The organism is Ensifer sp. Root423 (assembly GCF_001426275.1).
GTDB lineage: Bacteria > Pseudomonadota > Alphaproteobacteria > Rhizobiales > Rhizobiaceae > Ensifer > Ensifer adhaerens.
This window is the reverse complement of record NZ_LMEG01000002.1, coordinates 160,657-186,182: the sequence shown is the minus strand read 5'-3', so window position 1 is coordinate 186,182 and position 25,526 is coordinate 160,657. Positions and strand designations below refer to the sequence as shown.

The following is a 25,526-nucleotide window of genomic DNA, read 5'->3' as shown; positions in this document are numbered from 1 at the left end:
GATGGTGCCGCCTAGAACAGCGTATAGATGAAGGGGGCGACGGCCGTTCCCTGCGTCAGTACCACCAGGGTTCCGAAGATGGTCGTCATGACCAGGATCGGCAGCAACCAGTATTTCTTCCGGTTGCCCATGTAAGACAGGAGTTCCCTAGCAAGGTCCATTTTCGTGTCCTCTGTCCGATACAATAAGGGATAGGTTCTTCAAATTTCAGAACTGGTTTTTCATCGTTGCCTGGGCTGCTTCGCCCTGTGGCTTGTCGATCCAGTAGGTCTTGGCGTTCTTGTCGAACTGTTCGGTCAGCGCGTCATTGCCGCGAAGCCTGAGATAAATGCCGATCGGCACGAAGGTCGTGACGTAGATCAGGAACATCACGACCGGATTGACGATCTTGAACAGCACAAGGCCGAGCCGCATCCAGAGATGGTTGGCGCGTGTCAGGGTCGAAGGCGCGATCAGGGCCAGCACGACCAGAACCACGCCGATCAGGGCGAGCACAGCCGTTACGGTCGTAATCTCGGAAGCCCGCCACCATTTCACGAGCGCGATCAGGGTAAGGATGCCACCGACGGTGTAGCCGAAACTTCTGTTCGACGGTCCTTCCGGGGGCTTCTCGTTCAGTGGTCCGTGAGAAATGCTCATTGCTATCCACCTCAAAGCGGTTAGCTAAAAAACGCACAATTTTCATTGTGCCGACGAATGAAAAACTCTTTAGTCATTTATATTGGGAGAATATGAGCGGCAAATACTGGGGTAGGTCAATATGCCAATGGATATAGAGGGTCATATCCGGCTTACGATTCTTGGCGCGATCTTCTGATACTCGGGTTGATGTCCGCCGGTCGGCCCTGTTCCAGGGCTTGCCTGCAGCAGTGCAAGGTTCGTGTGGTCCGGGCGCGCGCGCGTAACCTTGGCTATACTGGTGGCGAATGCATTTGAGCGCTGGAAGAGACGAGCGTATGCTGACGACACTTGAATATGCTGATTGCAGCGGCTGCCAGGGCCGTGCCGTCCTCGTCGTCGAAGATGCGGTCGGCGACGGTCGGTGGCCGCGATTTGATTTATTCTCGCTCGTCACGCGCAGGGTTGTTTTCAAAGGGGCGGCGCAGAGCGGAGACTTGGCATGAAGCTAGAGCCGTCAAACCGTTTCAGCGCCCGCCGCGTGAGCCCGACGGCGGCCGCTCCACCACACGGTGCCGGCGCGCCGATGGATCTGGACCAGGCGTCCGGCCGCAAGGTCTGGACGAACACCTTCCGAGCTCGTTCCGACAAGGTGATCGCCGTCGGGCGCATTCTGCTGGCGCTCGGCAGCGTCTGGATCGCCTGGCTCGATTCCGTTCACGTGCCGCTGCCGCCAGAGCCCATCTACTTCCTGCTGATCGGCTATCTCTTCTATGCCATCGCGGCCGCCTTCCTCGTCTGGCGCACGGAGATTTCGCGCGTGCGCGGCACGCTGGTGCGTCACATCATCGATGTCGCGGCGTTTGCGATCTTCATGTCGATGACCGACGGCCCGGCAAGCCCGTTCTTCATGCTGATGCCGTTCACTTTGCTGTCCGCGACGCTGCACTGGCGCTGGCGCGGGGCGCTCTACACCGGTCTCGTCTGCCTGGCGGCCCTGCTCTACCTCGGTTACTTCGATGCCGGCGATATGCTCGATCCGGATGCCGATACGACGACGAACGCCTCGCGGATCCTCTTCATCTTCGTTGCGGCTGCGCTGCTCGTCTGGCTGGGCGCACACCAGGAGGCGGTCCGGGCCGAGCTTCTTCGGCTGGTGCAGCGAACACCGAGCCAGCCGCGGGGACGCGAGTGGCCGGCGCGCGCGGCCCTCGATTATGCCGCCCATGTCATGCTGGTTCCGCGGGCCCTCTTGTTGTGGACCGATGCGGAGGAGCCCTGGACCTATGCGGCCCTGTGGAACGAAGGCGAACTCGAGGTCATGCAGATGCCGCCCGATGCCTTCGGTACCTGGACGGACGAAAAATTGCTGCGCAGCAGCCTGCTTGTCACCGAGGCCGCGCGTGGTCGCGTTCTCGTGCATATCGGCGAGGGGCGGTTTCATCAATGGTCGGATCCCGATCCCCCGATCTCGCCAGCGCTTGTGGAAGCTTTCAACATCAACGCCGCGGTCTCGACCTTCTTCCAGGTCGACGATCTGCAGGCGCGCCTCTTCGTTCTGGAGCCGCCTGCGCTCACGCTCGATGACGTGGCGATCGCGGAGATCATCGCCGACAGGATCAAGGCGCTGTTCGAACAGGCGATCCTGGTTAGACGCCTGAGTGACGAGGCGGCCGTCGACGAGCGCATCCGCATCGGCCGCGACCTGCACGACGGGGTGCTTCAGGCGCTTGCGGGCACAGCACTGCAGCTTCAGTCGCTGCGCAAGCTCAAGGATGCGGGGCCGGATGTGCTTGCTGAACGCCTCGAGGCCATCCAGGCGATGCTGCTCGAAGAACAGCGGGAGCTTCGCGGCTTCATCCGCGCGCTCGAGCCGGGTGGCAATCTCCAGGCTACCGGCGAAATGCAGCTCGAGCGTCAACTGGAAGCGGTGGCCGCACGGCTGCGGCAGCAATGGCAGATCGACGTCTCGATCGCCTTCGACCCGCCGTCCGGCATCGACCTGCCGCTGGCGCTGACCTACGAGCTTGCGCGCATGACGTCCGAAGCGACCGCCAACGCGGTCAGGCACGGCGGCGCGCAGAAGGTCAGGATCACGCTCAGCATCGACAACGGATCGATCGTGCTGACGATCGACGACGACGGGGTCGGCTTCGGTTATGGTGAGCGTCTTGACCATGCCGAGCTTGAACGAGAAAAAATCGGACCGCGGAGCCTGCGTGAACGGGCGGCAGCGCGTGGCGGAAAACTTGCGATCGAAAGGATAGCGGAATGGACTCGAGTGGTCGTCATGCTGCCAATGCCGCAATAGCGTTGCGCGCGGTCGTCGTCGACGATCATCTGATCGTGCTCGACGGGCTTCGCCGGCTGATCGAGACCGTGCCCGGCTGGGAGGTGGTGGCGACCTGCGAGCGTGCGACCGATGCGCTGCAGGTTCTGTCCGAGCGGGGCGCCGATATCGTCGTCGCAGATCTTCGCATGCCGCATATGGACGGGCTCGAATTCATACGCCGGGTGCGCAGCGCCCACCGACAGCAGATCGCGATCGTCATCCTGACGGCTGATATCGGTGACGATCAGGTTGCCGAAGCGATCCGGCTCGGAGTGAACGGCATCGTCCTCAAGGAACAGGCCCCGGACACCCTGCTCGACTGCATGAATGTCGTGGCCAGCGGCAAGACCTATTTCCAGGATCAGGCGCTGAAGTCCGCGATCGAGCGGATACGCGCGCAGGAGGCCGTTGAGACCCGGGGCGTCGACCTCCTGACACAGCGCGAGATCGAGGTCTCGCGGCTGGCGGCCTCGGGGATCCGCAGCAAGGAGATCGGTGCCCGGCTCGGCATATCGCCGGGCACGGTCAAGCTGCATCTCCACAGCATCTACAGCAAGCTCGGAATCTCGACGCGCGTCGAGCTGGCCAATCTGGCGAACCGGCTCCCGAAGAGCCCACTATGACGGCGTCGCCCGCGCTTGCAGGCCCCCTGCTTCTGGCCTGAGCCTCCCCTTTCGAAAACATCCAGCCCGCGACGAGACGCCGCGACCGGCGCTTTCTGCCGCAAGCGAACTGTAAGAAACAGGGCCGGAGTATATCCATCTGGATATATTCAGAACGAAAATCCTAGGATAGAGTTCGGAATTGTAAGGCGTCTCCGGCAGAGAAGTGAAACCTCCGAAGCTCATGTCGCTATATAACGAATAAGTTCATGTTTTCGTATTCTGAAGATATTGACGGTGTTCTTCTCTGTTCCGGAGAGCCACTATGCATGTTCAAAGTGTTATTGAAATAGCTGAAACAGACGGTCGGCTTCCGGTCGAGATAATCATAAAGGGTTATCGTTTGAGCCAGAAGCGGCTTACCGTCTTCGTTTTAAACGAGGTGACGCCGGCCGCGGTCAACCGGATCCTGGATCCCGTGGTGCCGACGTTGCCTCTTTTCATTCCTGGCGTGCTTTACGTCAAGATTTCGGATGATGCCCGCGTGCGGGAAGCGGTCGAGACGGCGGATGTCGTCTATGCCGCGACCAGCCTGTTTCGCGATCAGTTGACCGGCTACGGGACTTTGCCCGGGCTGCTTCGACCGATCGAGCTCCTGCGGCCGGATTCCTCCAAGCGCATCCGGCTCGCAGATACTGGCGAACACGCAGGCTCCGACGAACCGAAGCGTCCCTCCGTCGCAAAGACATCGAGGCGCACGACCACCTATCTCGCCAGCCTGGCACGGTCCTATTGGCGCGAGGCCGGAAGCGCCTGAACCGGGCGATGCGGCAATCATCCGAAATGCTTCAACACAGATCGCACAATCAAGGTGTCAGCTGACATGCCCCGAAAAGCCGAACGTCAGGATGCGCTCAACAACAACAATCCGACGGCGACGCCTGCGGATTTCATCGATCAGAACAAGCCTCAATCGAGCGGAATCCTGCAACGCATGCGCCGTTCGCGCAATTTCGGCGGTGTCATGGATGGGCTGATCATTCTCGTTTCGGGACTTGTCGCCATTCTGCTGTGCGAACTGCTGCTGCGTCTGGTGCCGAGCCTGCAGCTTCCGGTCGGCGAGGGCGAATATGTCTATTGCGGCGTGCCGCGGGGGCGGCATCAGTCGCACGCGCTCTACGGCTATACGGAAATACCGGGCAACAGCTACTTCGAGCGTTTCAGCCCGCTCGATCCTTGGAACCGCGTCCAGATCAACCGCGACGGTTTCCGCGACAATGCGACGGGCACGGGTTCGCCGGTGTTCGTCCTCGGCGATTCCATGGTGCGCGGCTCGCTCGTCAAGGAAAGCGAAACCTTCAGCTCGCTCCTGAACGCATGGCACCCGCAACTGCTGCTCAAGAACTACGGCACCGGCGGCTACGGCCAGCCGAACGAGATCCGGGTCTATGAGGACAAGGGCCACAGCATCCCTCATAACCTCGTCGTCGTCGGGCTCTCGCTCAGCACCGACCTTGAGGACAATGCCGAGCGTGCGGTTCTGACGCCCTCGTCCATCGATATCACGGTCGAGCCGGCCGGTAGCGGAACCAAGAAGCCCAGCCTCGCTTTGCAGGCACATCTGTACCTGTGGCAGAACAGCAAGCTCTACAACTGGTTCTACTCGACCCTGCTCAGACCCTATGTTGGCGACCGGGCGTCCCGGCGTGACATCGGCCATGCGATCGAGCTGACGCGGCGCCTGTTCGTCCGGCTTGCCGACGATGCCCGCGCCAACGGCGCCGAGCTGCTCGTCGTCATCCTCCCGGGCTGGGCGGAACTGGTTGGTCGCGACGACGGCCTGCAGCCGGAAAAGCAGCGCGAAATGATCAAGGCGCTCGCCGCTGCGACGCCCGGAGTGTACGTGGTCGATCCGACCGAAAAGCTCTCCGCCAACGATCCGATGAAAACCTATGGCATCGGCGACAAGCACCTTTCTCCGCTCGGACATTTTCTTGTGGCCGAGGCGATCGACCAGTGGCTGGTCAATGATTGGAGCGGCGGCAAGGGCCTGACGGTCGGCGAGCACCAGTTCGTAAAAACCGCTCCGGTGGAGCCAGATTGCCTGAAGTTTTCTCAGGTCGGACAGTAATCGGCGGACCTGAAAGGAAGATCCGATGAATTCCAATGTAACACGCGTCGTTCAAATGGAACAAAACAGCGTCCGGAAATCCTCCATTCTCAAGCGAGCCCTGCTTGCGGTTCTCGCGACGGCTTTCAGCCTCGCCCTTTGCGGCCTCATGATCGAAGGCATGGCGCGCACCGTCTTCGACAACGGCATGGATTTCGACCTCGAGATGTGGAAATACGCCCGCGACCTGAAACGGGTCAGCGCCGAGCCGGCGATCGGCCACGAGCATATTCCCAATTCGAGCGGCGTCTTCATGGGTGTGCCGGTCAGCATCAACTCGATCGGCCTGCGCAACCGCGAAATCGGCCCGGTTGCCGCCGGGACGACGCGGGTGATGATGCTCGGGGATTCGCTGACCTTCGGCTGGGGCGTCAAAGAGGAAGATACGCCCTCCAGGCTGCTGGAAACGGTCCTCAACGGCGGCAGCCAGGGGGCGCCGAAATACGAGGTGATCAACACCGGTGTCGGCAACTACAACACCCAGATGGAAGTCGCCTATTTCATGACCAAGGGCGTCGAGCTCAAGCCGGACGTGGTCGTCCTCAACTATTTCATCAACGATGCCGAGCCGACGCCGCGCCGTCACGAGGTCGGCTGGGGCGAGTATTCGCAGGCCTATGTCGTACTCGCCTCGGCGGTCGACAAAATCTCGCGCATCTTCCTCGGTCGGGCGGACTGGAAGGCCTATTACCGGGGCCTCTATGAAGACGACCAGCCCGGCTGGACGGAAGGGCAGGATGCCATGCGGCGGCTGATCAGCTTCTGCCGCGAACGTGGCATCAAGCTCGTGCTCGTCAACTATCCCGAACTGCATGAAGTCAAGCAGTATCCGTTCCCGGAAGTCACCGGCGCGGTCGAGAAGATCGCCGAAAGCGAGGGGGTTCCCTTCCTCGATCTTCGCCCCTCGGTCGAGGATCTCGTTCCCGAAACGCTGTGGGTATCGCCATCGGATGCGCACCCGAACCGGATCGCCAACGAGCGCTTCGCCGCCGCGATCGCCGGAACGCTGGAACGCTCCTATCCGGACCTCTTCGCCGGAGCCGGATCGGTCGCCAAGGTCCAGCCGTGAGGCTAGCGCGACCGGCTGCTGAACGTCCTGGTCGGAGACATGCGCGTCAAAAATCGACGATCAGGTTTGCGCGGCCGGCACTCGACCGCGCGCCGTCGCCGAATTCGCCGAGATAGGTGATTGCCAGCCGCGCGGATTTGGAGAGCCGGGCGGAAATGCCCGCTTCCACCACCAGCGCATCGCGCGCGATGGGCACGCCTGCGATGGTGAAGGGGCTGGCACCGGCAAAGGCAAGGCGCGCGGACGGCGAAAGGTCGCCTTCCGCATGGCGCCAGCCGAGCATGCCGGAGGCTGAGATCGGCATTTGGTCTATCGGCAGATTCGCCCACCAGCGCACGCCGATGGTCGTAAGCATGGCGTCGTCAGTGGCACCTTCTGCCGAGAGCGCCGCCGAACCACCGTTTTCCTTGAACGCATCGGTATCGAGATAGACATAGGCCAGGTTTGCGAACGGCTGAAGCCTGATGTCGTCTGCGCTGAGCGTGAAGGAAAGGTCGGCGAACACCTGGGCAACAGTGCTGTCGTAGTCGGCGGTCAGGCGGTCTGTGAACGAGCCGAAGGCGAGGTCACGCTCCGACGAAACCTCGTTGTGGCTATAGATCGCGCCGCCTGCAAGGTTCAGCGCCCCGATGTTCCCATATCCGTAGAGGCCCGCATGGTAAGCATCGACACGCGCCTGCGGCTGAACGGTGAGATGGCTGTAGCCGAGGATCCCACCGAGGCGCCAATCGTCGGAAACCGCCGTATCAGCGCCGACGAGGGCACCCGCCGTGCGGTTACCGATAGCGGCTGCGTTGCCGTCACCGGACAAATGGCCCGCGCCTGCAAAACCCGACGTCCAGAAGACGGCGTCCTCGGTTTCCTGAAGGGTCGAGACGGCCGAGCCCGCGCGCTCCAGAATGGCGTCCCGCGGAAAACGGCTGTCCCACATCAGCGCGCTCTTGACTGAGGCGTGTACCTCGCCGCTCAGCTGGGAAAAGGCGCTTGCGGCCGTTGCATCATCCAGCGAGAGCACGGCCAGCGTGAGCGGGCTCGTGACGCCCAGCGCTTCGACAGCGCTTGCTGCTGCGCGCCCATTGGCGGTTTCTGCGAGGTCCGCGAACGCAACGTCGTTCCGGTCGAGCCTCAGATCGATGCCGGTGGCGCCATAGGTCAGCGTCGGCGACAGGAACGCAAGATTGCTTGTCACCGCATCGAACCGGCCGCTGACAGTGCCGGCGGAAGCGATCGTGTAGCTCGTCGACGGGTCATAGACGCCGCTGCCGGCGAGGACCGCTAGCCTGCCGCCCTCAAGCGAAAGCGCGCCCGAAACGGCCAGGCGGTCGGATTGCCCCGCCGCATCCACATCCACCTGATAGATCGAGCCCGAACGGAACGTCAGGTCGCCGTTGACGGTGGCAACCGCGATGCCCGGGCCGGGAGAGACCACGCCGCCGGCATTGACCGTCAGGCTGCCGACGATGCCGCTGCCGGACAAGAGACCGCCGTCGAAGATTTCGACCGTCCCGGCGACCGTACCCTGGTTGACGAGAGCGCCGCCCGTGATGTTCGCCGCGCCGCTGATCGTGCCGGTGTTTTGGAAGAGGCCGCCGCTGTTTGCGAGCGAAGCGATGGTTCCGTCGTTCGACCCGGTGCCGGCGTTGGAAACTGCCCCGGCAGTCGCGCCGCTGTTATTGGTGAAAGTGCCGTTGGCACCGATCTCGACGTCGGCGAGCGCCGCATTGTTGACGACGCTGCCGCCGGCGACGGTTGTCTTTCCGGTCACCGTGCCGTTGCCGTTGTTGGTGAAGGATCCGCCATCGTTGCGCACGGAAGCGATGGTTCCGGCATTGGACAGGGTGCCGGCGTTGGTGACGTTGGCGGCCACGGCGCCGCTGTTGTTGACGAAGGCTGCCGCGGCCGCGACGTCGGCGTCGCTAACGACGAAATTGTTCGTCACGGTGCCGCCTGTAACCGTCGTCTTGCCGGTGACTGTGCCACCGGCATTGTTGGCGAAGTTTCCGGCTGTGTTGGTAAGTCCGGCGATCGTGCCGGCATTCGACGCGGCGCCGCTGTTGGTGACCGCGCCGGCGCTTGCCCCCGACGTGTTCGTGAAGGTGCCGCCCGCGCCGACGGTGACCGTACCGAGGGTCGCGTTGTTGTTGACGGCGCCGCCAGAGACCGTGGTTTCGCCGGTCACTTCGCCGCCGAAATTGTTCGTGAAGCTTCCGGCGTCGTTGCGCACCGATGCGATGGTGCCAGCGTTCGAGACCGTGCCGGCGTTGGTAATCGCGCCCGCAGTTGCGCCATTGTTGTTGACGAAGGCGGCCGCTGCCGCGACATCCGCGTCGGTGACGACGAAGTTGTTGGTGACGGTTCCGCCCGCCACCGTCGTTTTCCCGGTGATCGTGCCGCCGGTATTGTTGGTGAAGTTCCCCTGGGTGTTCGTCAGCGAGCCCATGGTTCCGGCGTTGGAGGCGGTGCCGGCATTCACCGTCGCGCCGGCGACGGCGCCGGTGTTGTTCACGAAAGTGCCCCCAGCCGAGACTTTGACGTCACCAACCTCGCCGTTGTTGGAAAGCGACGTGGCGCTGCCGACGCTGGCGCTGTCCAGCGTTCCGTTCACCGACACGTTGCCGTTGTTCAGCGTCAGCCTTCCGTTGAGGTCCCCATCGATCGACAGGCTGCCGCCGTTCAGCTCGACATTGGAGGTGAGTGCGCCGCCCGCGTTGATGCTGACGCTCCCGGAATTGATCGTGCTACCGTTGGTGACGGTCAGCGCGCCGGTGTTGGAGATGGTGACATTGCCGCCGTCGACGCCAAGCTGGCGGATCGTACGGCCGTCGTTGACCTGCGGAGAGCCGGTGTTGACCTCCGCTGCGTCGCTCGCGCCGGGCAGGGCGGGCGCCCAGTTCGCGCCGTTGCCGAATTCGTTGTCGGCTCCCCCGGTCCAAACGGACTGGGCAAGCGCCGGTGTCGAGACGGCAAGAGAGGCTAGTGCCGTGAAAAGGCCGAGGCGTTTGGAAAGGACCGCGAGCGGTGTTTGTCGCATGGGTGCCGCCGGTGCTACGAACGCTCGCGAATCAGCCAGCGGAATGGGTAGCTTTGGCTATCTAATCATGGTTAACGATTTACTACCACCGTTGCTCCCGGGCCGGATGGGCCACCGCCATCGCCCGGTGGCAGAGCCGAAAGTCTCGGCTCCGCTTGCCCTTTGAAGCCGCCGGGAAACGCATGATCAACTGAGCGGGAAGCCCATGGCCGAGACCATCTTGAGCCACGGCCTGCGCCAGCCACCGGACTTGTCGGCGGTGTCGAGCGCATACATGGTGATCTGGGCGCCGAGCCAGCGGAACGGCTCGGGTGGGATCGTATTCGGAAGGCTGGTGGCGAAATCCAGCCGGCTCTCCGGGGTCTTCGAGCCGTCGAGGATATCGAGCGCTATGCGCGCGCCGAAACGTGAGGCCGAGACGCCGAAGCCAGAATAGCCGCCGGCATAAACGACCTTTTCGTCATGGTAACGCTGGAAGTGTACGGCCATGCGGGTGCTGAGGTCGATCGGCCCGCTCCAGGCATGGCTGAAGCGCAGGCCTTCGAGCTGTGGAAAGGTGTCGAAGAAAGCGGCGGCAAGGGGCTCATAGGTATCGAGTTCCCGGTCGATCGACGGAAACGGATCGCCGGCGAAGGCATAGGCGAGGCGGCCGCCGAAGATGATCCGGTTGTCCTTGGTGAGCCGCATGTAGTTCATCTGGGTGCGAGTGTCGTAAACGCCCTGACGATGGCTCCAGCCGATCGCTGCCATCTGCTCCGCTGACAGGGGCTCTGTCGCCAGCACCCGATCGCGCACGGCGACGACCCTGTTTTTGATCTTCCTGTGGCCGGCGGCAAAGGCGTTGGTGGCGAGCAGCACCTTCGGCGCGGTCACGCTGCCGGAAGCCGCGTGTGCCTTCATCCGGTCGCCGAGGTCTTCAAGGCCTGTCAGTTCGGTGTTTTCGAAGATCCGTACGCCGAGCGTGAGCGCGACCCGTTTCAGTCCGAACGCCAGCAGCGCCGGATGCACCGTGCCGCAGATATGCTTCGACCAGACGCCGGCCTTGTAGCGCGGCGAATTGATTTCGGCGCGGACGGCGCTCTGATCGAGGAAGACCGCCTGGTGGCCGTACTTCAGGTGAAGCTCGTGCTCCTCGTGCAGCGCTTCGATATGGGCGTCGTCGACCGCGACCGTTAGCTCCCCGCCCCACTCGGCATGACAGTCGATCGCATGCTCCTCAAGCGTCTTGAGAAAGCCGTGCATGTTCTCCTGGCCGAGCTTCTCGAGCGCTGCGATGTCTTTCGGGAAAATGCGCACGGCGTTCGACAGCCCGTGCATGACCGAGGTTGAGACGACACCGCCCGGCCGACCCGAGGCGCCGTTGGCGACCGAGCCTTTCTCGATCAGAATGACGTCGATCTCGGGCTGGCGCTGCTTTGCCTGGATGGCGCCCCACAACCCGGTAAAGCCGCCACCCACAACGAGAAGGTCGGCCTTCAGATGACGCGTCAGTCGCTCTCGCGGCTCGGGCGCATCCGGCCGGTCGAGCCAGAAGGGCGTCATCGTCACGTCTGCAAGGGCTTTGTTTCTTACCTGGGTCATGAGGACGGCTCACATCACTTCGCGGCAGGGGCGGTGTAGAGGACGTAGACCTTGCGCATCGTCTCCAGCACTTCGAAACGCACTTCGACGCCGGCTGGAAGCACGTAGCTTTCGCCCGCCGAAAAGGTCTCGACCGAGCCATCCGGGTTGGTGATCGCGACCTTGCCAGAGAGGATGACGCTGTATTCATTGCCATCGGGATAGGAGAGCATTTCCGCATAGGGCGTCGACTGCCACGTGCCGATGACGACGGCCTTATCGGGGCTTTCGAAATGAACGTCGCCGAGCTCGTCCGCAAAGCCCGAAAGGATCGCCTCCGGCGGCACGACGCTGCATTTTTCAAGCGCGTTGAGGCCGACACCATCGCGCCCGAGTTTGATGACCTTCGACATGTTCACTCCAGTTCAGAAAGACGAGCGCCAAGTCGATCGGCCGCGCGCCAGGGTTTCGTTGTTTCATTCTTCTACGGAACGATGGGATGTCCGAGATCAATATGCCGTCTCGACAGTCACGTGCCGCCTTGCCTGCCGCGGATCTACTGTGCGGCTTGCATCATTTTTCTAGGCGTCGGTATCGCTGCTCGGAATACGCCAAAGGGCTAGGTTCGCTCCGAGGCGGGCCATCCGTGCCGCGCCGCAAGGCCTTGCCCCGCCGGATGTCGGCCACCTATGCCGTTGTTTTGGTTCGCCAAAAGATAGTTTTGGAAATCCCGTAGTGAAATTCCGTTACTTGCGACCAACCCAACCTTCGCCTAGTCTGCGCTTGGAGGAGAACAATATGAACGACGATACGATCATCAAAGTCTGCGCGCCGGCGCAGCAGGTGTCCGGTGTAGGCGATCTGGCGCTGTCGCTGATGGAGGGGGTGGGCCGTTCGGATTTCCAGGACCGGCTGACACATTCGCTCAAGCGGCACATTGCGATCGATGCCGGTCTGATGCTCCTCTATCGACGCGACGCCGCGCCGAAGATCCTGTTTAACGACTGGCGCACGGACAGGGGGCTGTCGGATATTCGCGCCTATCTGCAGGGGCCGTACCGGATGGATCCGTTCTACCGGCTGGCGCTCGACAATGGCGACGACGGGCTTTATCGCCTGCGGCAAATCGATCCGTCCTTCGACCGGTCGCAGTACTACCGCGACTACTACCGGCATTCGGGCCTGCACGACGAATTCAACGTCTTCATCGGCATCGATGCCGACACGAAGATCGCAATCTCTCTGGCGCGCCGCCATGCGCACGCGGCCTTCAGCGGCGAAGATCAGGATTTCCTGCAGAATGCGGCGCCGCTCATCAGCATGGCCGTGCTTCGGCATTATCGCGACCTCAGACCCGAAGGCCTGGGCGACGACGGCTCGCCGCTTCAAAGCGCCCTGGCGCAGGCGGTGCGCAATTTTGGCCGCAGCCTGCTGACCGATCGCGAGTGCCAGGTGGCGCAGATGATCCTGCGCGGTTACTCGGTCAAGGGTGCTGCCGAAAAGCTCGGCATCTCGCCGGCGACCGTCAAGCTGCATCGCCGCAACCTCTACGCCAAGCTCGACATCACTTCGCAGACGGCATTGTTCTCGCTGTTTATCGATGCCGTGTCTTCGGCAAGCAATGCCTTCGAGGATCCGCTGGCCACGTATCTTTCGCCGGCTGGCGCGCTGAGGCCGCACTGACCCGGCGCATTTGTCGGGAATTCCGGGTAAGTCTATCTTCCTCAGAGTTACCTCAAGCCGCGGCGCTCACCCGTTGTTCGGAGCGCCGCGAGACCAGTTGAGCGGCCACCAATCCAAACACGACGATGCCGAGGATAATCGTCGAGATCGCGTTGATCTCCGGCGTCACGCCGAACTTGATCTGTGAATAGATCTTCATCGGCAGGGTCGATGCACCCGGCCCGGTCGTGAAGCTCGAGATGACCAGGTCGTCCAGCGACAGGGTGAAGGACAGCAGCCAGGCGGAGACGAGCGCCGGGATCATGTTCGGTAAGGCGACGCTGACGAACGCCTTTGCCGGAGGGCAGCCGAGATCGCGCGCCGCCTCCTCCAATGACGGGTCGAGTTCGACCAGCCGCGATTGCAGCACGACAGTCGCAAAACAGAGCGTGAAGGTGGTGTGCGCCAGCGTGATGGTGAGCGGCCCGCGGTCGATCCCGAGCGTCACGAACATCAGAAGCATCGACACGGCCATCACCACCTCGGGCATCACCATCGGGGCGAGCAGCATGCCGTTCAGCAGTGCCCGGCCACGGAAGCGACGCAGCCGCACCATGACGATGGCGGCAAGCGTGCCGAGAAGGGTGGCGGCGGTGGCCGAGACCGCCGCGACCAGGAAGCTGACTTTCGCGCCCTCGATGATCGAGGGATTGTTGAGAACAGTCGCATACCATTGGGTGGAGAAGCCGCCCCAGACCGTCACGAGCTTCGAGCCGTTGAAGCTGTAGACGACGAGCACGACGATAGGCAGATAGAGGAAGGCAAGACCGAACAGGATCGACAGCCGATTGAACCAGCTTGGTTTTGTCATGGCTTGCTCCTCAGCCTTGTTCACGCGATTGGCGCGACTGGAAATAGACGATCGGTACGACCAGCAGAGCGAGCAAGACGATGGTCACGGCAGCGGCCATCGGCCAGTCGCGGTTGTTGAAGAATTCGAGCCAGATGGCGCGGCCGATCATCTGCGTGTCGGCGCCACCCAAGAGATCCGGGATCACGAATTCACCGACGACCGGGATGAAGACCAGCGCGCAGCCCGCGAGCACGCCGGGCAGGCTCAACGGGAAGGTGACCCGCCAGAAGGCGGAGATGCGCGAGCAGCCGAGATCGCGCGCCGCCTCGATCAAAGTCCGATCGGCGCTGCTCAAGGTCGAATAGATCGGCAGCACCATGAAGGGCAGGTAGGTGTAGACGATGCCGATATAGATCGCCGTCTCGGTGTTGAGGATTCGCAGCGGCTCGCTGATCAGCCCGATCTTTAAAAGCAGCGCGTTCAAAAGACCGTCGTTCCTGAGAATGCTCATCCAGGAATAGACGCGGATCAGCATCGAGCTCCAGAACGGCACGATCACCAGAAAGACCAGCAGGGACCTGGAGGAGGGCGAGCAGGACGCGATGCCATAGGCGAGGGGATAGGCGATGAAGAGCATGGCAGCCGTGGAGATCGCCGCGATCTTGAGGCTCGTCAGATACGCCAGAAGATAGGTGTCGTCGGTCAGCACATAGAGGAAATTCTCGAAATTGAGCCTAAGGTTCAGGATCGAGCCGTCCCAGGCGGTCAGCGGCTCGAATGGCGGCATGCCGAGGCGGACGGTCGAAAGGCTGATACCGGCAACCAGCGCGAAGGGCGCGAGGAACAACACGAGCAGCCAGGCATAGGGGATGGCGATCAGCAGGCGCTTGCCCCAGTTCGCCTTTGCGGAGGGGGCGGCTGCGGAAGAATGGGCGATGGAAGACAAGGGTCGACCTCCTATTCGGCCAGCAGCCGGCTTGCCTGCGGCGGCCAGTTTGCGAACACGCGGTCGCCGACGCGAAGATCGCTCTCGGCGCCGAGATTGACCCGGCGCGCGTCGAGCGTCGCGCCCGACTTCAGCCGCACGCGGTAGTGTCTCTCGACACCGGTATAGGTGAGCTGTTCCACGGTGCCTTCGAGGCCGCTGCCCGAAGTTGTAAGCTCTACCCGTTCAGGGCGGACCGAAACCCAGAACGGCCGGTCGAGCGCCACCCGGTCGGTGAAGGCGGCGCGGACACCGCCGCCGGCCTCATCGCTTTCGATCCGCAGTTCTTCGCCATCGCGTTCCGATCGTCCGCCGGCAAAGACATTGGTTTCGCCAAGGAATTTCGCGACGTAGCGCGACCGCGGCGCCTCGTAGACGTCTGACGGCGAGCCGACCTGCAGCACCTGTCCCTGCTTCATGATGGCGATGCGGGTGGAAACGGTCATCGCCTCGTGCTGATCATGGGTGACGATGATGAAGGTGAGGCCGAGTTCGCGTTGCAGGCGGACGAGTTCGAGTTGGGTTTCGGTGCGCAGGTTCTTGTCGAGCGCGCCCAAGGGCTCGTCAAGCAGCAACACCTTCGGCCGCTTGACCAGTGCGCGGGCGAGCGCCACGCGCTGGCGCTGGCCGCCGGAAAGCTGCGCCGGCTTGCGATCGAGCAGTGCGGTCAGCTGCAGCTTTTCCGAGACCTCGTCGATCCGCTTCCTGATCTCGCTCTTGTCGAGACCGTCCTGGTGCAATCCGAAGGCGATGTTCTTGCCGACCGTCAGATGCGGAAAGAGCGCGTAGGATTGGAACATCATGTTGGTCGGACGCCGATGCGCCGGAACGTCGGTGACGTCGGCGCCTTCCAGCCTGATCGCGCCCGAGGTCGGCGTCTCGAAGCCGGCGATCATCCGCAGCAGCGTCGACTTTCCGCAGCCGGAGGGCCCAAGGAGCGAGAAGAATTCGCCCCTCTCGATGCCGAGGTTGATGTTGTTGACGGCCGTGACGACGCCATAGGACTTCGCCAGGTTTTCGATCGAAATATAGGATGGCACGGGATCTGGTCCTGCTGTTGACGGTTGGCCTATTGGCCGGCCCGGAATGCTGACCAGACGCGGGTGCGCTCGCGCGTCTGGCGCGGTGGCAGCGACTTGTCGACGAAGAGCTTGGAACGGACCTCGGCAGGCGGATAGATGTTCGGGTTGTCTCGGATGCCGGCGTCGACCTCTGCCGTCGCCGCGGCATTGGCGTTGGCGTAAAAGACGCGATTGCTGATCGCGGCGACTGTCTTCGGCTCGAGGATATAGTCGATGAAAGCCAGCGCCTGTTCCGGATCCGGTGCGTCGGCCGGGATCGCCATCGTGTCGAAGGAAATGATCGTGCCTTCCTTCGGGATCGAGTAGGCGACCGCAACACCGGTCTCCGCCTCTTCGGCGCGGGCCGCTGCAATGCCGGCGTCGCCGCTCCACATCAGCGCCAGGCAGAGCTGGCCGGAGGCCATGTCGGCCACGAGCTGGCCGCTTTGCATGTGCCGGATAAAGGGGCGCAGCTTCAGCAGCAGTTCCTTGGCTTTGTCGAGATCCTCCGCCTGTGTGGAATAGGGATCGAGGCCGAGATAGTTGAGCGCGATCGGGATCACCTCGTTCGGCGCATCGACGATGCCGATGCCGCAGTCCTGGAATTTCTGGGCGATCTCGGGCTTGAAGAACATGTCGAGGCTATTGACCGGTGCCTCGGGCAGGCGCTCGTTGACCAGCTTGGCGTTGTAGGCAACGCCCGTCGTCAGCCACATGTAGGGAACGAGATACTTGTTCTCCGGGTCGTGCTCGGCGACAAGCTTCAACAGGTCCTTGTCGAGATTGCCGTAGTTCTTGAGCGCTGTGACATCGATCGGCTTCAGTGCGCCGGACTGGATCAGGCGCTCGCCGACCGTGGCGCTCGGGAAGGCGACGTCGAAACCGCTGCCGCCGGCAAGCAGCCGGGTTTCAAGCACTTCAAGGGAATCGTAGAAGTCCACCCGAGTTTCAACGCTGGTCTTCGCCTGGAAATTCGAAACGGTGTCTTCGGCGAAGTAGTCGGAGAAATTGTAGATGAACAGCTTGTCCTGCGCCTGGGCGGTCGTTGAGGCCGCAATGGCGGCGAGCGACGCGGCGAACATGGAGCGCAGGGCGGTGCGGGTTAACTTTTGCATGGTTCCTCCCAAGAACAGCGTATTTTTGTTTTCGCCAAAGTGATTGGCGGGTCCTTTGAGGGCAACACTCCCTTTGGCTAGGTGTGGGAGACGCGGCGGCGTCGTAAACGGCAATCGACGCCGGCCTTTGCCGCATCGGGCATGTTTGTTTGACCGCGATCGAAGTAACGTTCGATCGAAGGGCATTTCTCGGGTGGCAATGGCTGCTAGGGTTCCGGCGACAGAAAGGGAGAACTTCCATGGACGAAAAATTCAACCAGCCGCTGGGCGGCAACGATATGCCCCGCTTCGGCGGCCCCGGCACGATGATGCGTCTTCCCACCGCGACCTCGGCTGAAGGCCTCGACGCCTGCTTCGTTGGCATCCCCATGGATATCGGCGCGTCCAACCGGTCTGGTACGCGCTACGGACCGCGCCAGATCCGCGCGGAATCCGTGATGATCCGTCCCTACAACATGGCGACCGGCGCCGCCCCGTTCGAAAGCCTGCAGGTCGCCGATATCGGCGACATCGCCATCAACACCTTCAACCTGCCGGCCAATATGGAGATCATCACCCGCGGCATCCGCGAGATCCTTAAGCATGACTGTATCCCGCTGACCCTCGGCGGCGATCACACGATCAGCTACCCGATCCTGAAGGCGATTGCCGAAAAACACGGGCCGGTCGCCCTCATCCATGTCGATGCGCATGCGGATATCAACGACACGATGTTCGGCGAGAAGATCGCGCACGGCACGCCGTTCCGTCGCGCCTATGAGGACGGCTGCCTCAATCCCAATCTCGTCTTCCAGATCGGCCTGCGCGGCACCGGCTATGCTTCCGACGATTTCGACTGGTCGCGCGACAGGGGCTTCACCGTCGTCCCGGCCGAGGAATGCTGGCACAAGTCGCTGGTGCCGCTGATCGAAGGCATCCGCGCGAAGATCGGCAACCACAAGACCTACCTGACCTTCGACATCGATAGCCTTGATCCGGCCTATGCGCCGGGCACCGGCACGCCCGAGATCGGGGGCCTTACCGTCATCCAGGCACTCGAGATCATCCGCGGCTGCCGCGGTCTCAACCTGGTCGGCGCCGATCTCGTCGAGGTGAGCCCGCCCTTCGACACGACTGGAACGACCGCGATCACCGCGGCGAACCTGCTTTATGAAATGCTCTGCGTGCTGCCGGGGGTGAAGTACAAGCGGTAACGGCTCCGGCAAGCTTGATTGCGGATTGGCAGGAGGCCGGAGGCGGCCTCCTTTCCGAAAACCTTTCGAACGCCTTTAGCGCTTTGCCGGGCGCAGACGCCCCCAGATCGGCGCGACGACATTACCCAAGACGACGATCGTGATGGCGCCGACGACGAGGGCGAGCAGTGCCTGCTGTGCCGAGGTCGCAAACCAGCCGACGAGCCCGGGCGCGAACTGAAGCGCCTGCGCGACATGCTCGGAGATGTCGTGGATGAAATGTTCAGGCCCGGCCTCGCCAAGTTGCGCCATGCCGTGCACGAGAATGCTGCCCCCGACCCACAGCATGGCGGCGGTGCCGATGGCGGCGAGAGCCTTGAGGAACACGGGCATGCCGAGCACCAGTCCGCGGCCGAGCGGCCGCAGGAGCGCGACGGGGTTTTTGGCAAGCGCGACGCCGGCGTCGTCGGCCTTCACGATCAAGCCGACCGCTCCGTAGACGGCAAGCGTGATGAGGATGCCGACCCCGGCCAGAACTGCTGCCTGTGTGTAGATGCTGGCGTCGGCAACGGTCGAGAGCGTCAGTGCCATGATCTCGGCGGAAAGAATGAAGTCGGTTCGGATGGCGCCCGCAACCTTCTCGTTTTCGAGCGCTACCGGATCGCTCGTCGCGCCGAGCACGGCTTCCTCATGTGCGTGGGCGGCATGGGGGAAGAGGGCACCATAGAGCTTCTCGGCGCCCTCGTAGCAGAGATAGATGCCGCCGAGCATGAGCAGCGGCGTGATCGCCCAGGGTGCGAAGTAGCCGAGCAGAAGGGCTCCCGGCAGAAGGAAGAGCAGCTTGTTCTTGAGCGAGCCGAAGGCGATCCGCGCGATGATCGGCAGTTCCCGTTCCGGCGTCAGGCCAACGACATAGCGTGGCGTCACGGCCGCATCGTCGATCACGACGCCAGCGGCCTTGGTGCTGGCCTTCACCGTCTGGGCGGCAACGTCGTCAAGCGAGGCCGCAGCCATCTTGGCGATCGCAGTGATGTCGTCGAGGAGGGCGATGAGACCTGTGGCCATCGATGGCTGAACCCTTTGAGAGAAATCCGAAAAACACGGCAGTTAAGTCGCCAGTAACCACCATAGCGTGTCGAGTCAACGGCGCCGCGGTTGCACCCCGTCACCCAGTCTGCGTCGCGGAGGCCCTCGTGTGCCAGAGGAGGGCGTCTCGCTCGTTCTTCAAAACGTGATCAACCACGCCCGACTGTGCCATTGACGCACACCTCGTTTCGATTTACGACTGACGAAATACGAAATTCGTCAGTCGTAAATCGAAAGGCCAGCGATGCCGGTGAGCAACGATATCGTCGTCGACCAGACACGGCAGGACAACATCACGCGCATCCTCGATGCAGCGGAGGGGCTGTTCCGGCACTTCGGCTACAGCAAGACCAATGTTGCCGACATCGCCCGCGAGCTCGGCATGTCGCCGGCAAACATCTACCGTTTCTTTGCCTCGAAGACCGAGATCCACCAGGCGCTTTGCGCGCGCATGCTCGCGGCCAGCTACCAGATGGCGCAGGAGATCTGCCAGTTGCCGCTGAGCGCGAGCGAGCGCCTGCACCGCTACGTCCACGCACAGCACAAAATGACGGTCGAACTGATGCTCGACGACACGAAGGTGCACGAGATGGTGATCGTTGCCATCGAACGCGAGTGGCACGTCATCGACAAGCACATCGACAGGATCGACGCGCTCCTCGCCGACGTCATCCGCGAGGGGATTGCCGCGGGCGAGTTTCGCGACCAGGACGCCGATGCCGCGTCCCGTTGCTTTGGGGCGGCGACCGTCACGCTTTGCCACCCGCAAATGGTCGCCCAGTGTCTGAGCAAGACGAACCGCGCAAGCCCGGAAGAGCTGGTCGAGTTCGCGATCAACGCATTGAAAATTTAGCAGAAATATTTCCGGCGCGGCTTCGGCCTGCGCCAGCCTGTTTTGGGAGTGCGAACATGTTTAAGCTCATAGAATTTCGCCGCCGTACTTCATTTTTTGCCACTGCTGCACTCCTCTCGATGCTCGCGGCGACACTGGCCGGCTGCTCGCAGGAAAAGACCGAAGCCACTGCGGTGGTGCGCCCGGTCAAGGTCGTCGAGATTGCTGAGGCCGACACGGCCCGCCAGCTCAGCTATTCCGGCTCCGTGCGGGCACGGACCGAAATGAACCTCGGCTTCCGCGTCAGCGGCAAGATCGTCGAGCGGGTCGTCAATGTCGGCGACCGCGTAAAGGTCGGCGATCTGCTCGCCCGCGTCGACGCCACCGATTATGAGCTCGCCGTGCGCAGCGCTTCGGCCAATCTGGAAGCGGCCGAGCGTCAGGTCGAGACAGTCAAGCTGGTGCGCGATCGCGCCGAACAACTGCTCGCCCGAAAATTTGCCTCGCAGGCCCAATTCGATCAGTCGGTGCTGAGCTACAATCAGGCCGTGGCGACGCGCGACGCTGCGAAGTCGGCGCTGTCGCAGGTGGAGAACCAGGTGACCTATACGAACCTCGTCTCCGACCGGCCGGGCATCGTCACCACGATCAATGCCGATGTCGGCCAGGTCGTCGGTTCGGGCACGCCTGTCGCGACTGTCGCCGTCGAAGGCGAAAAGGAAGTGCAGGTCGCCGTGCCCGAGACGGAGATCGCCAATTTCAAGACCGGCCTGCCGGTCAAGGTCGGGCTCTGGTCCGACACCGGGTTGTCGCTTGACGGCACGGTACGCGAGGTGGCGGGCAGCGCCGACCCGCAGTCGCGGACCTTTTCCGTGCGGGTAAGCCTGCCGAACGATCCGCGGGTTCTGCTCGGCATGACCGCGACCGTCGAGGCGTCGGCCGGCAACGGCAAGCCTTACGTCTCGGTCCCTTTGAGCGCGCTTGCACAGAAGGACGGCTACACCATCGTCTGGGTTGTCGATCGCGGCACCGAAACCGTCAGCAGCCGTCCCGTCACGCTTTCCGACTTCACCGCTGACGGCGTGCGCGTCACCGATGGGCTTGAGGTCGGCGACCTTGTCGTTGCTGCCGGGACGCAGTTCATGGCCGACGATCTCAAGGTGACGATCTCGAACGCGACGACGCAGCACTCCGCTTCGGCCCAGGCCGAAGTACCGCTCCTGCGCTGACACTCGAAAACCGCGGAACCGAGCCGATGACCACCTCCTCTTCCGACGAAAACCGGCCCTTCAACCTTTCGCGCTGGGCGATCGCGCACCCGAGCATGGCGCGCTTCCTGTTCGGCCTCATCATCCTTGCCGGCGTCTTCGGCCTGATGCGCATGGGGCAGAAGGAAGACCCGGACTTCACCTTCCGCGTGATGGTCGTGCAGGCCTTCTGGCCGGGGGCCTCGATCGAGGAGATGCAGGACCAGGTCGTCAACAAGATCGAGCGCAAGCTGCAGGAAACGCCGCATCTCGATTTCGTGCGCTCCTATACGCGTGCCGGCAGCGCGATCATCACGTTGCAGGTCGAAGGCGACACCAATGCCGAACAGGTGGCGGATGCCTTCTACCAGGTCCGCAAGAAGGTCGGTGACATCTCCAACGAACTGCCCGAAGGTTTGCTCGGTCCCTATTTCAACGACGAGTTCGGCGACACCTTCATCACACTGCATTCGCTGAGCGGCGAAGGCTACAGCTATCCGGAGCTGAAGAAGTTCGCGATCCAGGCGCGTGACATGCTTTTGACGACGCCCGGCGTCGAGAAGGCCGTCATCATCGGCGACCAGCCGGAGAAGATCTATATCGACGTCTCATCCAATGCGCTGGCCGAGCGCGGGCTGACGCTCAACGACCTGCGCAGCACGATTGCCGGCCAGAACAACATCGACCCGGCCGGCGCGGTCGATACCGGCACGCGCTCGGTGCGCATCTCGGTCGAAGGCAGTCTTGACAAGGTGGAGGACCTGAAGAACCTGAGGCTTCGCGCCGGCGGCCAGATCACCCGACTTGGCGATATCGCCACGGTCAGCTCCGGTCTCGAAGATCCCTATTCGCGCAAATTCCGTTTCAACGGTGAAGACAGCGTCCAGATCGGCGTCGTCATGGCCAAGGGCTTCAAGGTGACCGATGTCGGCAACGCGGTGGAGGCGACCTATCAGCACTTCGAAGCGTCGCTGCCCTATGGCGTCAAGGTCGACCAGGTCTCCAACCAGCCTGAAGTGGTCAAGGAAGCCGTCGGCGAATTCATGAAGGCGCTCGGCGAGGCGCTGGCGATCGTGCTCGTCGTGTCGTTCCTGTCGATCGGCTGGCGCTCGGGCCTGGTGATCGCGATCACCATTCCGCTGGTGCTGGCTGCAACCTTCGCCATCATGTACGAGCTCGGCATCGACCTGCAGCGCATCTCGCTCGGCGCACTGATCATTGCGCTCGGCCTTCTGGTCGACGACGCCATGATCGTGGTCGAGATGATGGAACGAAAGCTGGAAGAGGGCTTGGTGAAGGTCGAGGCTGCGAGCTTCGCCTATACCTCCACTGCCTTCCCGATGCTGACCGGAACGCTGATCACCACGGCCGGCTTCATTCCCGTCGGTTTTGCCGCTTCGACCGCCGGGGAGTATGTGCGCTCGCTGTTCTACGTGGTCGGCATCGCGCTCGTCGTCTCGTGGTTCGTTGCCGTCTATTTCACCCCCTGGCTCGGCAATATGCTCCTGAAGCAGCGCAGCCACGCCGGCAATCATCACGACGTCTTCGACACGCGCTTCTACCGTCGCCTGCGCACGACGGTCACCTGGGCCGTGCGCCATCGCATCATCGTGCTGTCGACGACGCTCGCCCTCTTCTTCGTCAGCCTCTGGGCCTTCCAGTTCATTCCGAAGAACTTCTTCCCGCAGTCGTCGCGGCCGGAGATCCTCGTCGATCTCTGGCTGCCCGAGGGCACCAGCATCAAGGAAGTCGAGAAGCAGGCCAAGGCACTCGAAGCCCGCATGATGGACGACGAGGACAAGCGCTTCATCGCCACCTATATTGGCGAGGGCGCGCCGCGCTTCTTCCTGCCGCTCGACCAGCAGCTTCGCAATCCGAACTTTGCCCAGCTTCTCGTGATGGCCAAGGACGAGCCGGCGCGCGAACGGTTGATCGCCAAGATGCGCGGAATTCTAGCTGCCGACTTCCCCTCGATCCGCGCCAAGGTCGATCGCCTGTTCCTGGGCCCGCCAACCGGCTGGCCGGTGCAGATGCGCATCATGGGGCCGGATCGCGACGAAGTCAGGCGTATTGCCGATCGCGTCAAGGCGAAGTTCCACGAGAACCCGCTGCTCGGCGCCGTGCACGACGACTGGCTGGAGCCGGTGCCGGGCATGAAGCTGGTGATCGACCAGGACCGCGCCCGCGCGCTCGGGGTCACCTCGCAGCGCATTCGCCAGATACTGCAGGCAAGCGTCACGGGTGCGCCGCTCGACAATTTCCGCGATGGCGAGGAGACGGTGGCGATCGTTGCCCGCGAGCCCGCTGAAAGCCGCAAGCTGCTGAGTTCGGTCGACTCCATATACATCCCGACCGACTTCGGTGGCTTCGTACCGCTTTCGCAGGTTGCCAAGGTCGTGCCGGTGCTCGAGCAGGGCATCGAATGGCGCCGCGACCGCCTGCCGACGATCACCGTGCGCGGCACCCTGCCGGATGGTGTGCAGCCGAACGACGTGGCGATGAAGATGTTTGGCGAAATGCAGCCGCTGCGCGACAGCCTGCCCGCCGGCTACTCGATCGCCATCCAAGGGGGCGCGGAGGACTCTGCCGAAAGCCAGGCCTCGATCGCCGCCAAGGCGCCGATCATGCTCGGCGTCATCGTCATCCTGCTGATGATCCAGCTGCAGCATTTCGGCAAGGCGATGCTGGTTCTCGCGACCGGTCCGCTCGGCATCATCGGTGCGGCTGCTGCCCTTTTGATCAGCGGTGCGCCTTTCGGCTTCGTTGCGATCCTGGGCGTCATTGCGCTGCTCGGCATCATCATGCGCAACTCGATCATCCTCGTCGACCAGATCGACCAGGATATCGCCGCGGGCATGGACCGCGCCGAGGCGATCATCGGCTCCGCCGTCAGGCGTTTCCGGCCGATCACGCTTACCGCCTTGACGGCCGTGCTGGCGCTGATCCCGATCTCGCGCGGTGTCTTCTGGGGGCCGCTCGCCTACGCCATGATGGGTGGCATCCTGGTCGCGACCGTGCTGACCATCCTGGTTCTGCCGGCGGGCTATGCGCTCTTCTTCGGTCGCGAACCGAAGAAGAGCTCCGTCGAGCCTGAGACGCCGGCAAGCCTTGAGGCCGAGGACACGAAGACCGTAGCCTATCCCGCAGCCGTGGCGGCGGAGTAGGGCCACGGCTCCGTTCAGGGATGGTAGATCGGGCGGCGGGCAAGCCGCCCGACGTCAGCCGGTGATGTACATCGCCTGGCCCTGGGCGAGGCATTGGAACAACTCGTAACCCATCCAGATGTAGCCGCGACGCCCGTTCCATTCGCAGCCCCAATTCTCACCGAAGCTGTTCTGGATGAGGACGGCCTGCTGCTCGTCGTCATAGCCGATGACCAACATGCAATGGCCGGTGTTCGGCAACTTTTCCAGAGGCCCTCTCAATGGGCCCGGCCCTTCATATTGCATGAAGCTCTTGTTCAGTGACGTGCCGTAGCAGAGCGCTCCGCCCGCGACGATGACGGCCTTGATCGCGTCGAGATCGCTGGTCTCGACCGTCGCCCAGCCGGGTATCTGGAAGCTGGCGTCGGGAAGGGCGCCGGGATCGTAGCGCGACCACAGCTCGGGACAATTCGGAAAATAGGGAGCCGTCTCCCAGTTTGGGGTGCCGCCCTGCTTGAGCAGATTGAGATAGGAGGCCAGCTGTGATCCCGCGCAACCCGTTTTCCCGTAGCTCTTCATCACTTCGATGTAGATATGGGCCGGACTTGCCTGCCGCACGGGTTGCAACGGCGCTTCGCCGGTCGAAACGGCCGCCCAATAGGTGGCAAGCCCGTAGGTCGTGGCCCAGGCGGCGCAACTGCCGGGGCTGCCGACATGGCTCGGTGTGCCCTGCGCCTTGGGCGGCGGCAGGTAGAGCGCGTTGACGGTTGCCGCGCTCGGCAGTGATGCGGGTATCGGCGGCCGGAGCGTCGGGCCATCTTCCTTGATCGTGGGATCATAGCCGAAGTTGAGGATTGCTTCCTGTACGGTCATCGGGATCTCCTGCCGACAGCGAGGGTTGCGTGGGTTAAAGGCGTGATGTCACAGGCGTCGCGCGCCGCCGGCATTTCCGGTGAGACACAGCCGAAAGCGGCTCCCTCGTTTCCCG

22 protein-coding genes are annotated in these 25,526 nt (G+C 62.8%); 11 read left to right on the top strand and 11 right to left on the bottom strand.

Going from position 1 to position 25,526, the window contains the following annotated elements:
* Positions 1-11: 11 nt before the first annotated feature.
* On the bottom strand, positions 12-161 hold the full coding sequence (locus ASD01_RS36110; protein ID WP_089043047.1) for a DUF5989 family protein: 150 nt from the start codon (positions 159-161) through the stop codon (positions 12-14).
* 46 nt (positions 162-207) lie between these two features.
* A complete protein-coding gene (locus ASD01_RS04760; RefSeq protein ID WP_034789693.1) occupies positions 208-639 on the bottom strand; it encodes an SxtJ family membrane protein in 432 nt (143 codons plus the stop codon).
* Positions 640-956: 317 nt separating this feature from the next.
* Here ASD01_RS04760 and ASD01_RS35355 point away from each other — a divergent pair, with 317 nt between their 5' ends.
* From ASD01_RS35355 to ASD01_RS04735, 6 genes are all read left to right on the top strand, one after another.
* The gene (locus tag ASD01_RS35355; RefSeq protein ID WP_156400694.1) at positions 957-1,124 is read left to right on the top strand and encodes a hypothetical protein; all 168 of its coding nucleotides are present in this window, start codon (positions 957-959) and stop codon (positions 1,122-1,124) included.
* Positions 1,121-2,929 carry a sensor histidine kinase gene (locus ASD01_RS04755; protein WP_082566252.1) on the top strand — a complete coding sequence of 603 codons (1,809 nt, stop codon included), beginning with the start codon at positions 1,121-1,123 and terminating at the stop codon, positions 2,927-2,929. The genes ASD01_RS35355 and ASD01_RS04755 overlap by 4 nt, the downstream gene beginning before the upstream one ends.
* Complete coding sequence (locus ASD01_RS04750) at positions 2,890-3,573, top strand: response regulator (protein ID WP_034789687.1); 684 nt, start codon at positions 2,890-2,892, stop codon at positions 3,571-3,573. Before ASD01_RS04755 ends, ASD01_RS04750 begins: the two co-directional genes overlap by 40 nt.
* 382 nt (positions 3,574-3,955) lie before the next feature.
* Positions 3,956-4,369 carry a hypothetical protein gene (locus ASD01_RS04745; RefSeq protein WP_060519282.1) on the top strand — a complete coding sequence of 138 codons (414 nt, stop codon included), beginning with the start codon at positions 3,956-3,958 and terminating at the stop codon, positions 4,367-4,369.
* Between the two features lie 66 nt (positions 4,370-4,435).
* Entirely contained in the window at positions 4,436-5,683 is a 1,248-nt protein-coding gene (locus ASD01_RS04740) for an SGNH/GDSL hydrolase family protein (RefSeq protein ID WP_034789684.1), read from the top strand.
* A gap of 25 nt (positions 5,684-5,708) precedes the next feature.
* The gene (locus ASD01_RS04735) at positions 5,709-6,791 is read left to right on the top strand and encodes an SGNH/GDSL hydrolase family protein (protein WP_060519284.1); all 1,083 of its coding nucleotides are present in this window, start codon (positions 5,709-5,711) and stop codon (positions 6,789-6,791) included.
* Positions 6,792-6,837: 46 nt separating this feature from the next.
* Here the strand turns inward: ASD01_RS04735 and ASD01_RS04730 are convergent, their stop codons facing one another.
* The 3 genes from ASD01_RS04730 to ASD01_RS04720 form a co-directional block, all read right to left on the bottom strand.
* Positions 6,838-9,822 (bottom strand): autotransporter outer membrane beta-barrel domain-containing protein, encoded by a 2,985-nt coding sequence (locus ASD01_RS04730; protein ID WP_060643602.1) that lies wholly within the window; start codon positions 9,820-9,822, stop codon positions 6,838-6,840.
* A gap of 186 nt (positions 9,823-10,008) precedes the next feature.
* Positions 10,009-11,403 (bottom strand): NAD(P)/FAD-dependent oxidoreductase, encoded by a 1,395-nt coding sequence (locus ASD01_RS04725; RefSeq protein ID WP_034789670.1) that lies wholly within the window; start codon positions 11,401-11,403, stop codon positions 10,009-10,011.
* Positions 11,404-11,417: 14 nt separating this feature from the next.
* Positions 11,418-11,795, bottom strand: coding sequence for a cupin domain-containing protein (locus ASD01_RS04720; RefSeq protein WP_051659170.1), 378 nt, complete (start codon positions 11,793-11,795; stop codon positions 11,418-11,420).
* Between the two features lie 385 nt (positions 11,796-12,180).
* On the opposite strand from ASD01_RS04720, the gene ASD01_RS04715 reads away from it, so the two are divergent.
* Positions 12,181-13,065 carry a helix-turn-helix transcriptional regulator gene (locus tag ASD01_RS04715; RefSeq protein ID WP_051659169.1) on the top strand — a complete coding sequence of 295 codons (885 nt, stop codon included), beginning with the start codon at positions 12,181-12,183 and terminating at the stop codon, positions 13,063-13,065.
* Between the two features lie 52 nt (positions 13,066-13,117).
* On the opposite strand, the gene ASD01_RS04710 is transcribed toward ASD01_RS04715, so the two are convergent.
* From ASD01_RS04710 to ASD01_RS04695, 4 genes are read right to left on the bottom strand one after another with little or no spacing between them, the layout of a single operon-like run.
* On the bottom strand, positions 13,118-13,915 hold the full coding sequence (locus ASD01_RS04710; protein WP_060643643.1) for an ABC transporter permease: 798 nt from the start codon (positions 13,913-13,915) through the stop codon (positions 13,118-13,120).
* Positions 13,916-13,925: 10 nt separating this feature from the next.
* Positions 13,926-14,843 (bottom strand): ABC transporter permease subunit, encoded by a 918-nt coding sequence (locus ASD01_RS04705; protein ID WP_082566251.1) that lies wholly within the window; start codon positions 14,841-14,843, stop codon positions 13,926-13,928.
* Between the two features lie 11 nt (positions 14,844-14,854).
* Positions 14,855-15,922 (bottom strand): ABC transporter ATP-binding protein, encoded by a 1,068-nt coding sequence (locus tag ASD01_RS04700; protein WP_234798796.1) that lies wholly within the window; start codon positions 15,920-15,922, stop codon positions 14,855-14,857.
* Positions 15,923-15,951: 29 nt separating this feature from the next.
* Positions 15,952-17,058, bottom strand: a complete 1,107-nt coding sequence (locus tag ASD01_RS04695) for an extracellular solute-binding protein (protein WP_034789666.1) — start codon at positions 17,056-17,058, stop codon at positions 15,952-15,954.
* A gap of 239 nt (positions 17,059-17,297) precedes the next feature.
* Between ASD01_RS04695 and speB the strand changes: the two genes are divergently transcribed.
* On the top strand, positions 17,298-18,251 hold the full coding sequence (speB, locus tag ASD01_RS04690) for an agmatinase (protein WP_034789665.1): 954 nt from the start codon (positions 17,298-17,300) through the stop codon (positions 18,249-18,251).
* A 75-nt stretch (positions 18,252-18,326) separates the two neighbouring features.
* On the opposite strand, the gene ASD01_RS04685 is transcribed toward speB, so the two are convergent.
* A complete protein-coding gene (locus ASD01_RS04685) occupies positions 18,327-19,295 on the bottom strand; it encodes a DUF808 domain-containing protein (RefSeq protein WP_034789661.1) in 969 nt (322 codons plus the stop codon).
* A 265-nt stretch (positions 19,296-19,560) separates the two neighbouring features.
* Here ASD01_RS04685 and ASD01_RS04680 point away from each other — a divergent pair, with 265 nt between their 5' ends.
* From ASD01_RS04680 to ASD01_RS04670, 3 genes are read left to right on the top strand one after another with little or no spacing between them, the layout of a single operon-like run.
* The gene (locus ASD01_RS04680) at positions 19,561-20,169 is read left to right on the top strand and encodes a TetR family transcriptional regulator (RefSeq protein ID WP_034789660.1); all 609 of its coding nucleotides are present in this window, start codon (positions 19,561-19,563) and stop codon (positions 20,167-20,169) included.
* A 56-nt stretch (positions 20,170-20,225) separates the two neighbouring features.
* The gene (locus tag ASD01_RS04675; RefSeq protein ID WP_082572805.1) at positions 20,226-21,377 is read left to right on the top strand and encodes an efflux RND transporter periplasmic adaptor subunit; all 1,152 of its coding nucleotides are present in this window, start codon (positions 20,226-20,228) and stop codon (positions 21,375-21,377) included.
* Between the two features lie 26 nt (positions 21,378-21,403).
* A complete protein-coding gene (locus ASD01_RS04670; RefSeq protein WP_034789658.1) occupies positions 21,404-24,559 on the top strand; it encodes an efflux RND transporter permease subunit in 3,156 nt (1,051 codons plus the stop codon).
* A 54-nt stretch (positions 24,560-24,613) separates the two neighbouring features.
* Here the strand turns inward: ASD01_RS04670 and ASD01_RS04665 are convergent, their stop codons facing one another.
* Complete coding sequence (locus ASD01_RS04665) at positions 24,614-25,411, bottom strand: C1 family peptidase (RefSeq protein WP_034789655.1); 798 nt, start codon at positions 25,409-25,411, stop codon at positions 24,614-24,616.
* Between the last annotated feature and the right edge of the window lie 115 nt (positions 25,412-25,526).

What these genes read in the sequence shown, in the direction of transcription:
- ASD01_RS04760 (WP_034789693.1), bottom strand. Translation starts at nt 639, where the DNA reads ATGAGCATTTCTCACGGACCACTGAACGAGAAGCCCCCGGAAGGACCG.
- ASD01_RS04735 (WP_060519284.1), top strand. Translation starts at nt 5,709, where the DNA reads ATGAATTCCAATGTAACACGCGTCGTTCAAATGGAACAAAACAGCGTC.
- ASD01_RS04725 (WP_034789670.1), bottom strand. Translation starts at nt 11,403, where the DNA reads ATGACCCAGGTAAGAAACAAAGCCCTTGCAGACGTGACGATGACGCCC.
- ASD01_RS04680 (WP_034789660.1), top strand. Translation starts at nt 19,561, where the DNA reads ATGCCGGTGAGCAACGATATCGTCGTCGACCAGACACGGCAGGACAAC.
- ASD01_RS35355 (WP_156400694.1), top strand. Translation starts at nt 957, where the DNA reads ATGCTGACGACACTTGAATATGCTGATTGCAGCGGCTGCCAGGGCCGT.
- ASD01_RS04715 (WP_051659169.1), top strand. Translation starts at nt 12,181, where the DNA reads ATGAACGACGATACGATCATCAAAGTCTGCGCGCCGGCGCAGCAGGTG.
- ASD01_RS04730 (WP_060643602.1), bottom strand. Translation starts at nt 9,822, where the DNA reads ATGCGACAAACACCGCTCGCGGTCCTTTCCAAACGCCTCGGCCTTTTC.
- ASD01_RS04670 (WP_034789658.1), top strand. Translation starts at nt 21,404, where the DNA reads ATGACCACCTCCTCTTCCGACGAAAACCGGCCCTTCAACCTTTCGCGC.
- ASD01_RS04750 (WP_034789687.1), top strand. Translation starts at nt 2,890, where the DNA reads ATGGACTCGAGTGGTCGTCATGCTGCCAATGCCGCAATAGCGTTGCGC.
- ASD01_RS04755 (WP_082566252.1), top strand. Translation starts at nt 1,121, where the DNA reads ATGAAGCTAGAGCCGTCAAACCGTTTCAGCGCCCGCCGCGTGAGCCCG.
- ASD01_RS36110 (WP_089043047.1), bottom strand. Translation starts at nt 161, where the DNA reads ATGGACCTTGCTAGGGAACTCCTGTCTTACATGGGCAACCGGAAGAAA.
- ASD01_RS04740 (WP_034789684.1), top strand. Translation starts at nt 4,436, where the DNA reads ATGCCCCGAAAAGCCGAACGTCAGGATGCGCTCAACAACAACAATCCG.
- ASD01_RS04720 (WP_051659170.1), bottom strand. Translation starts at nt 11,795, where the DNA reads ATGTCGAAGGTCATCAAACTCGGGCGCGATGGTGTCGGCCTCAACGCG.
- ASD01_RS04695 (WP_034789666.1), bottom strand. Translation starts at nt 17,058, where the DNA reads ATGCAAAAGTTAACCCGCACCGCCCTGCGCTCCATGTTCGCCGCGTCG.
- ASD01_RS04675 (WP_082572805.1), top strand. Translation starts at nt 20,226, where the DNA reads ATGTTTAAGCTCATAGAATTTCGCCGCCGTACTTCATTTTTTGCCACT.
- speB (WP_034789665.1), top strand. Translation starts at nt 17,298, where the DNA reads ATGGACGAAAAATTCAACCAGCCGCTGGGCGGCAACGATATGCCCCGC.
- ASD01_RS04710 (WP_060643643.1), bottom strand. Translation starts at nt 13,915, where the DNA reads ATGACAAAACCAAGCTGGTTCAATCGGCTGTCGATCCTGTTCGGTCTT.
- ASD01_RS04665 (WP_034789655.1), bottom strand. Translation starts at nt 25,411, where the DNA reads ATGACCGTACAGGAAGCAATCCTCAACTTCGGCTATGATCCCACGATC.
- ASD01_RS04685 (WP_034789661.1), bottom strand. Translation starts at nt 19,295, where the DNA reads ATGGCCACAGGTCTCATCGCCCTCCTCGACGACATCACTGCGATCGCC.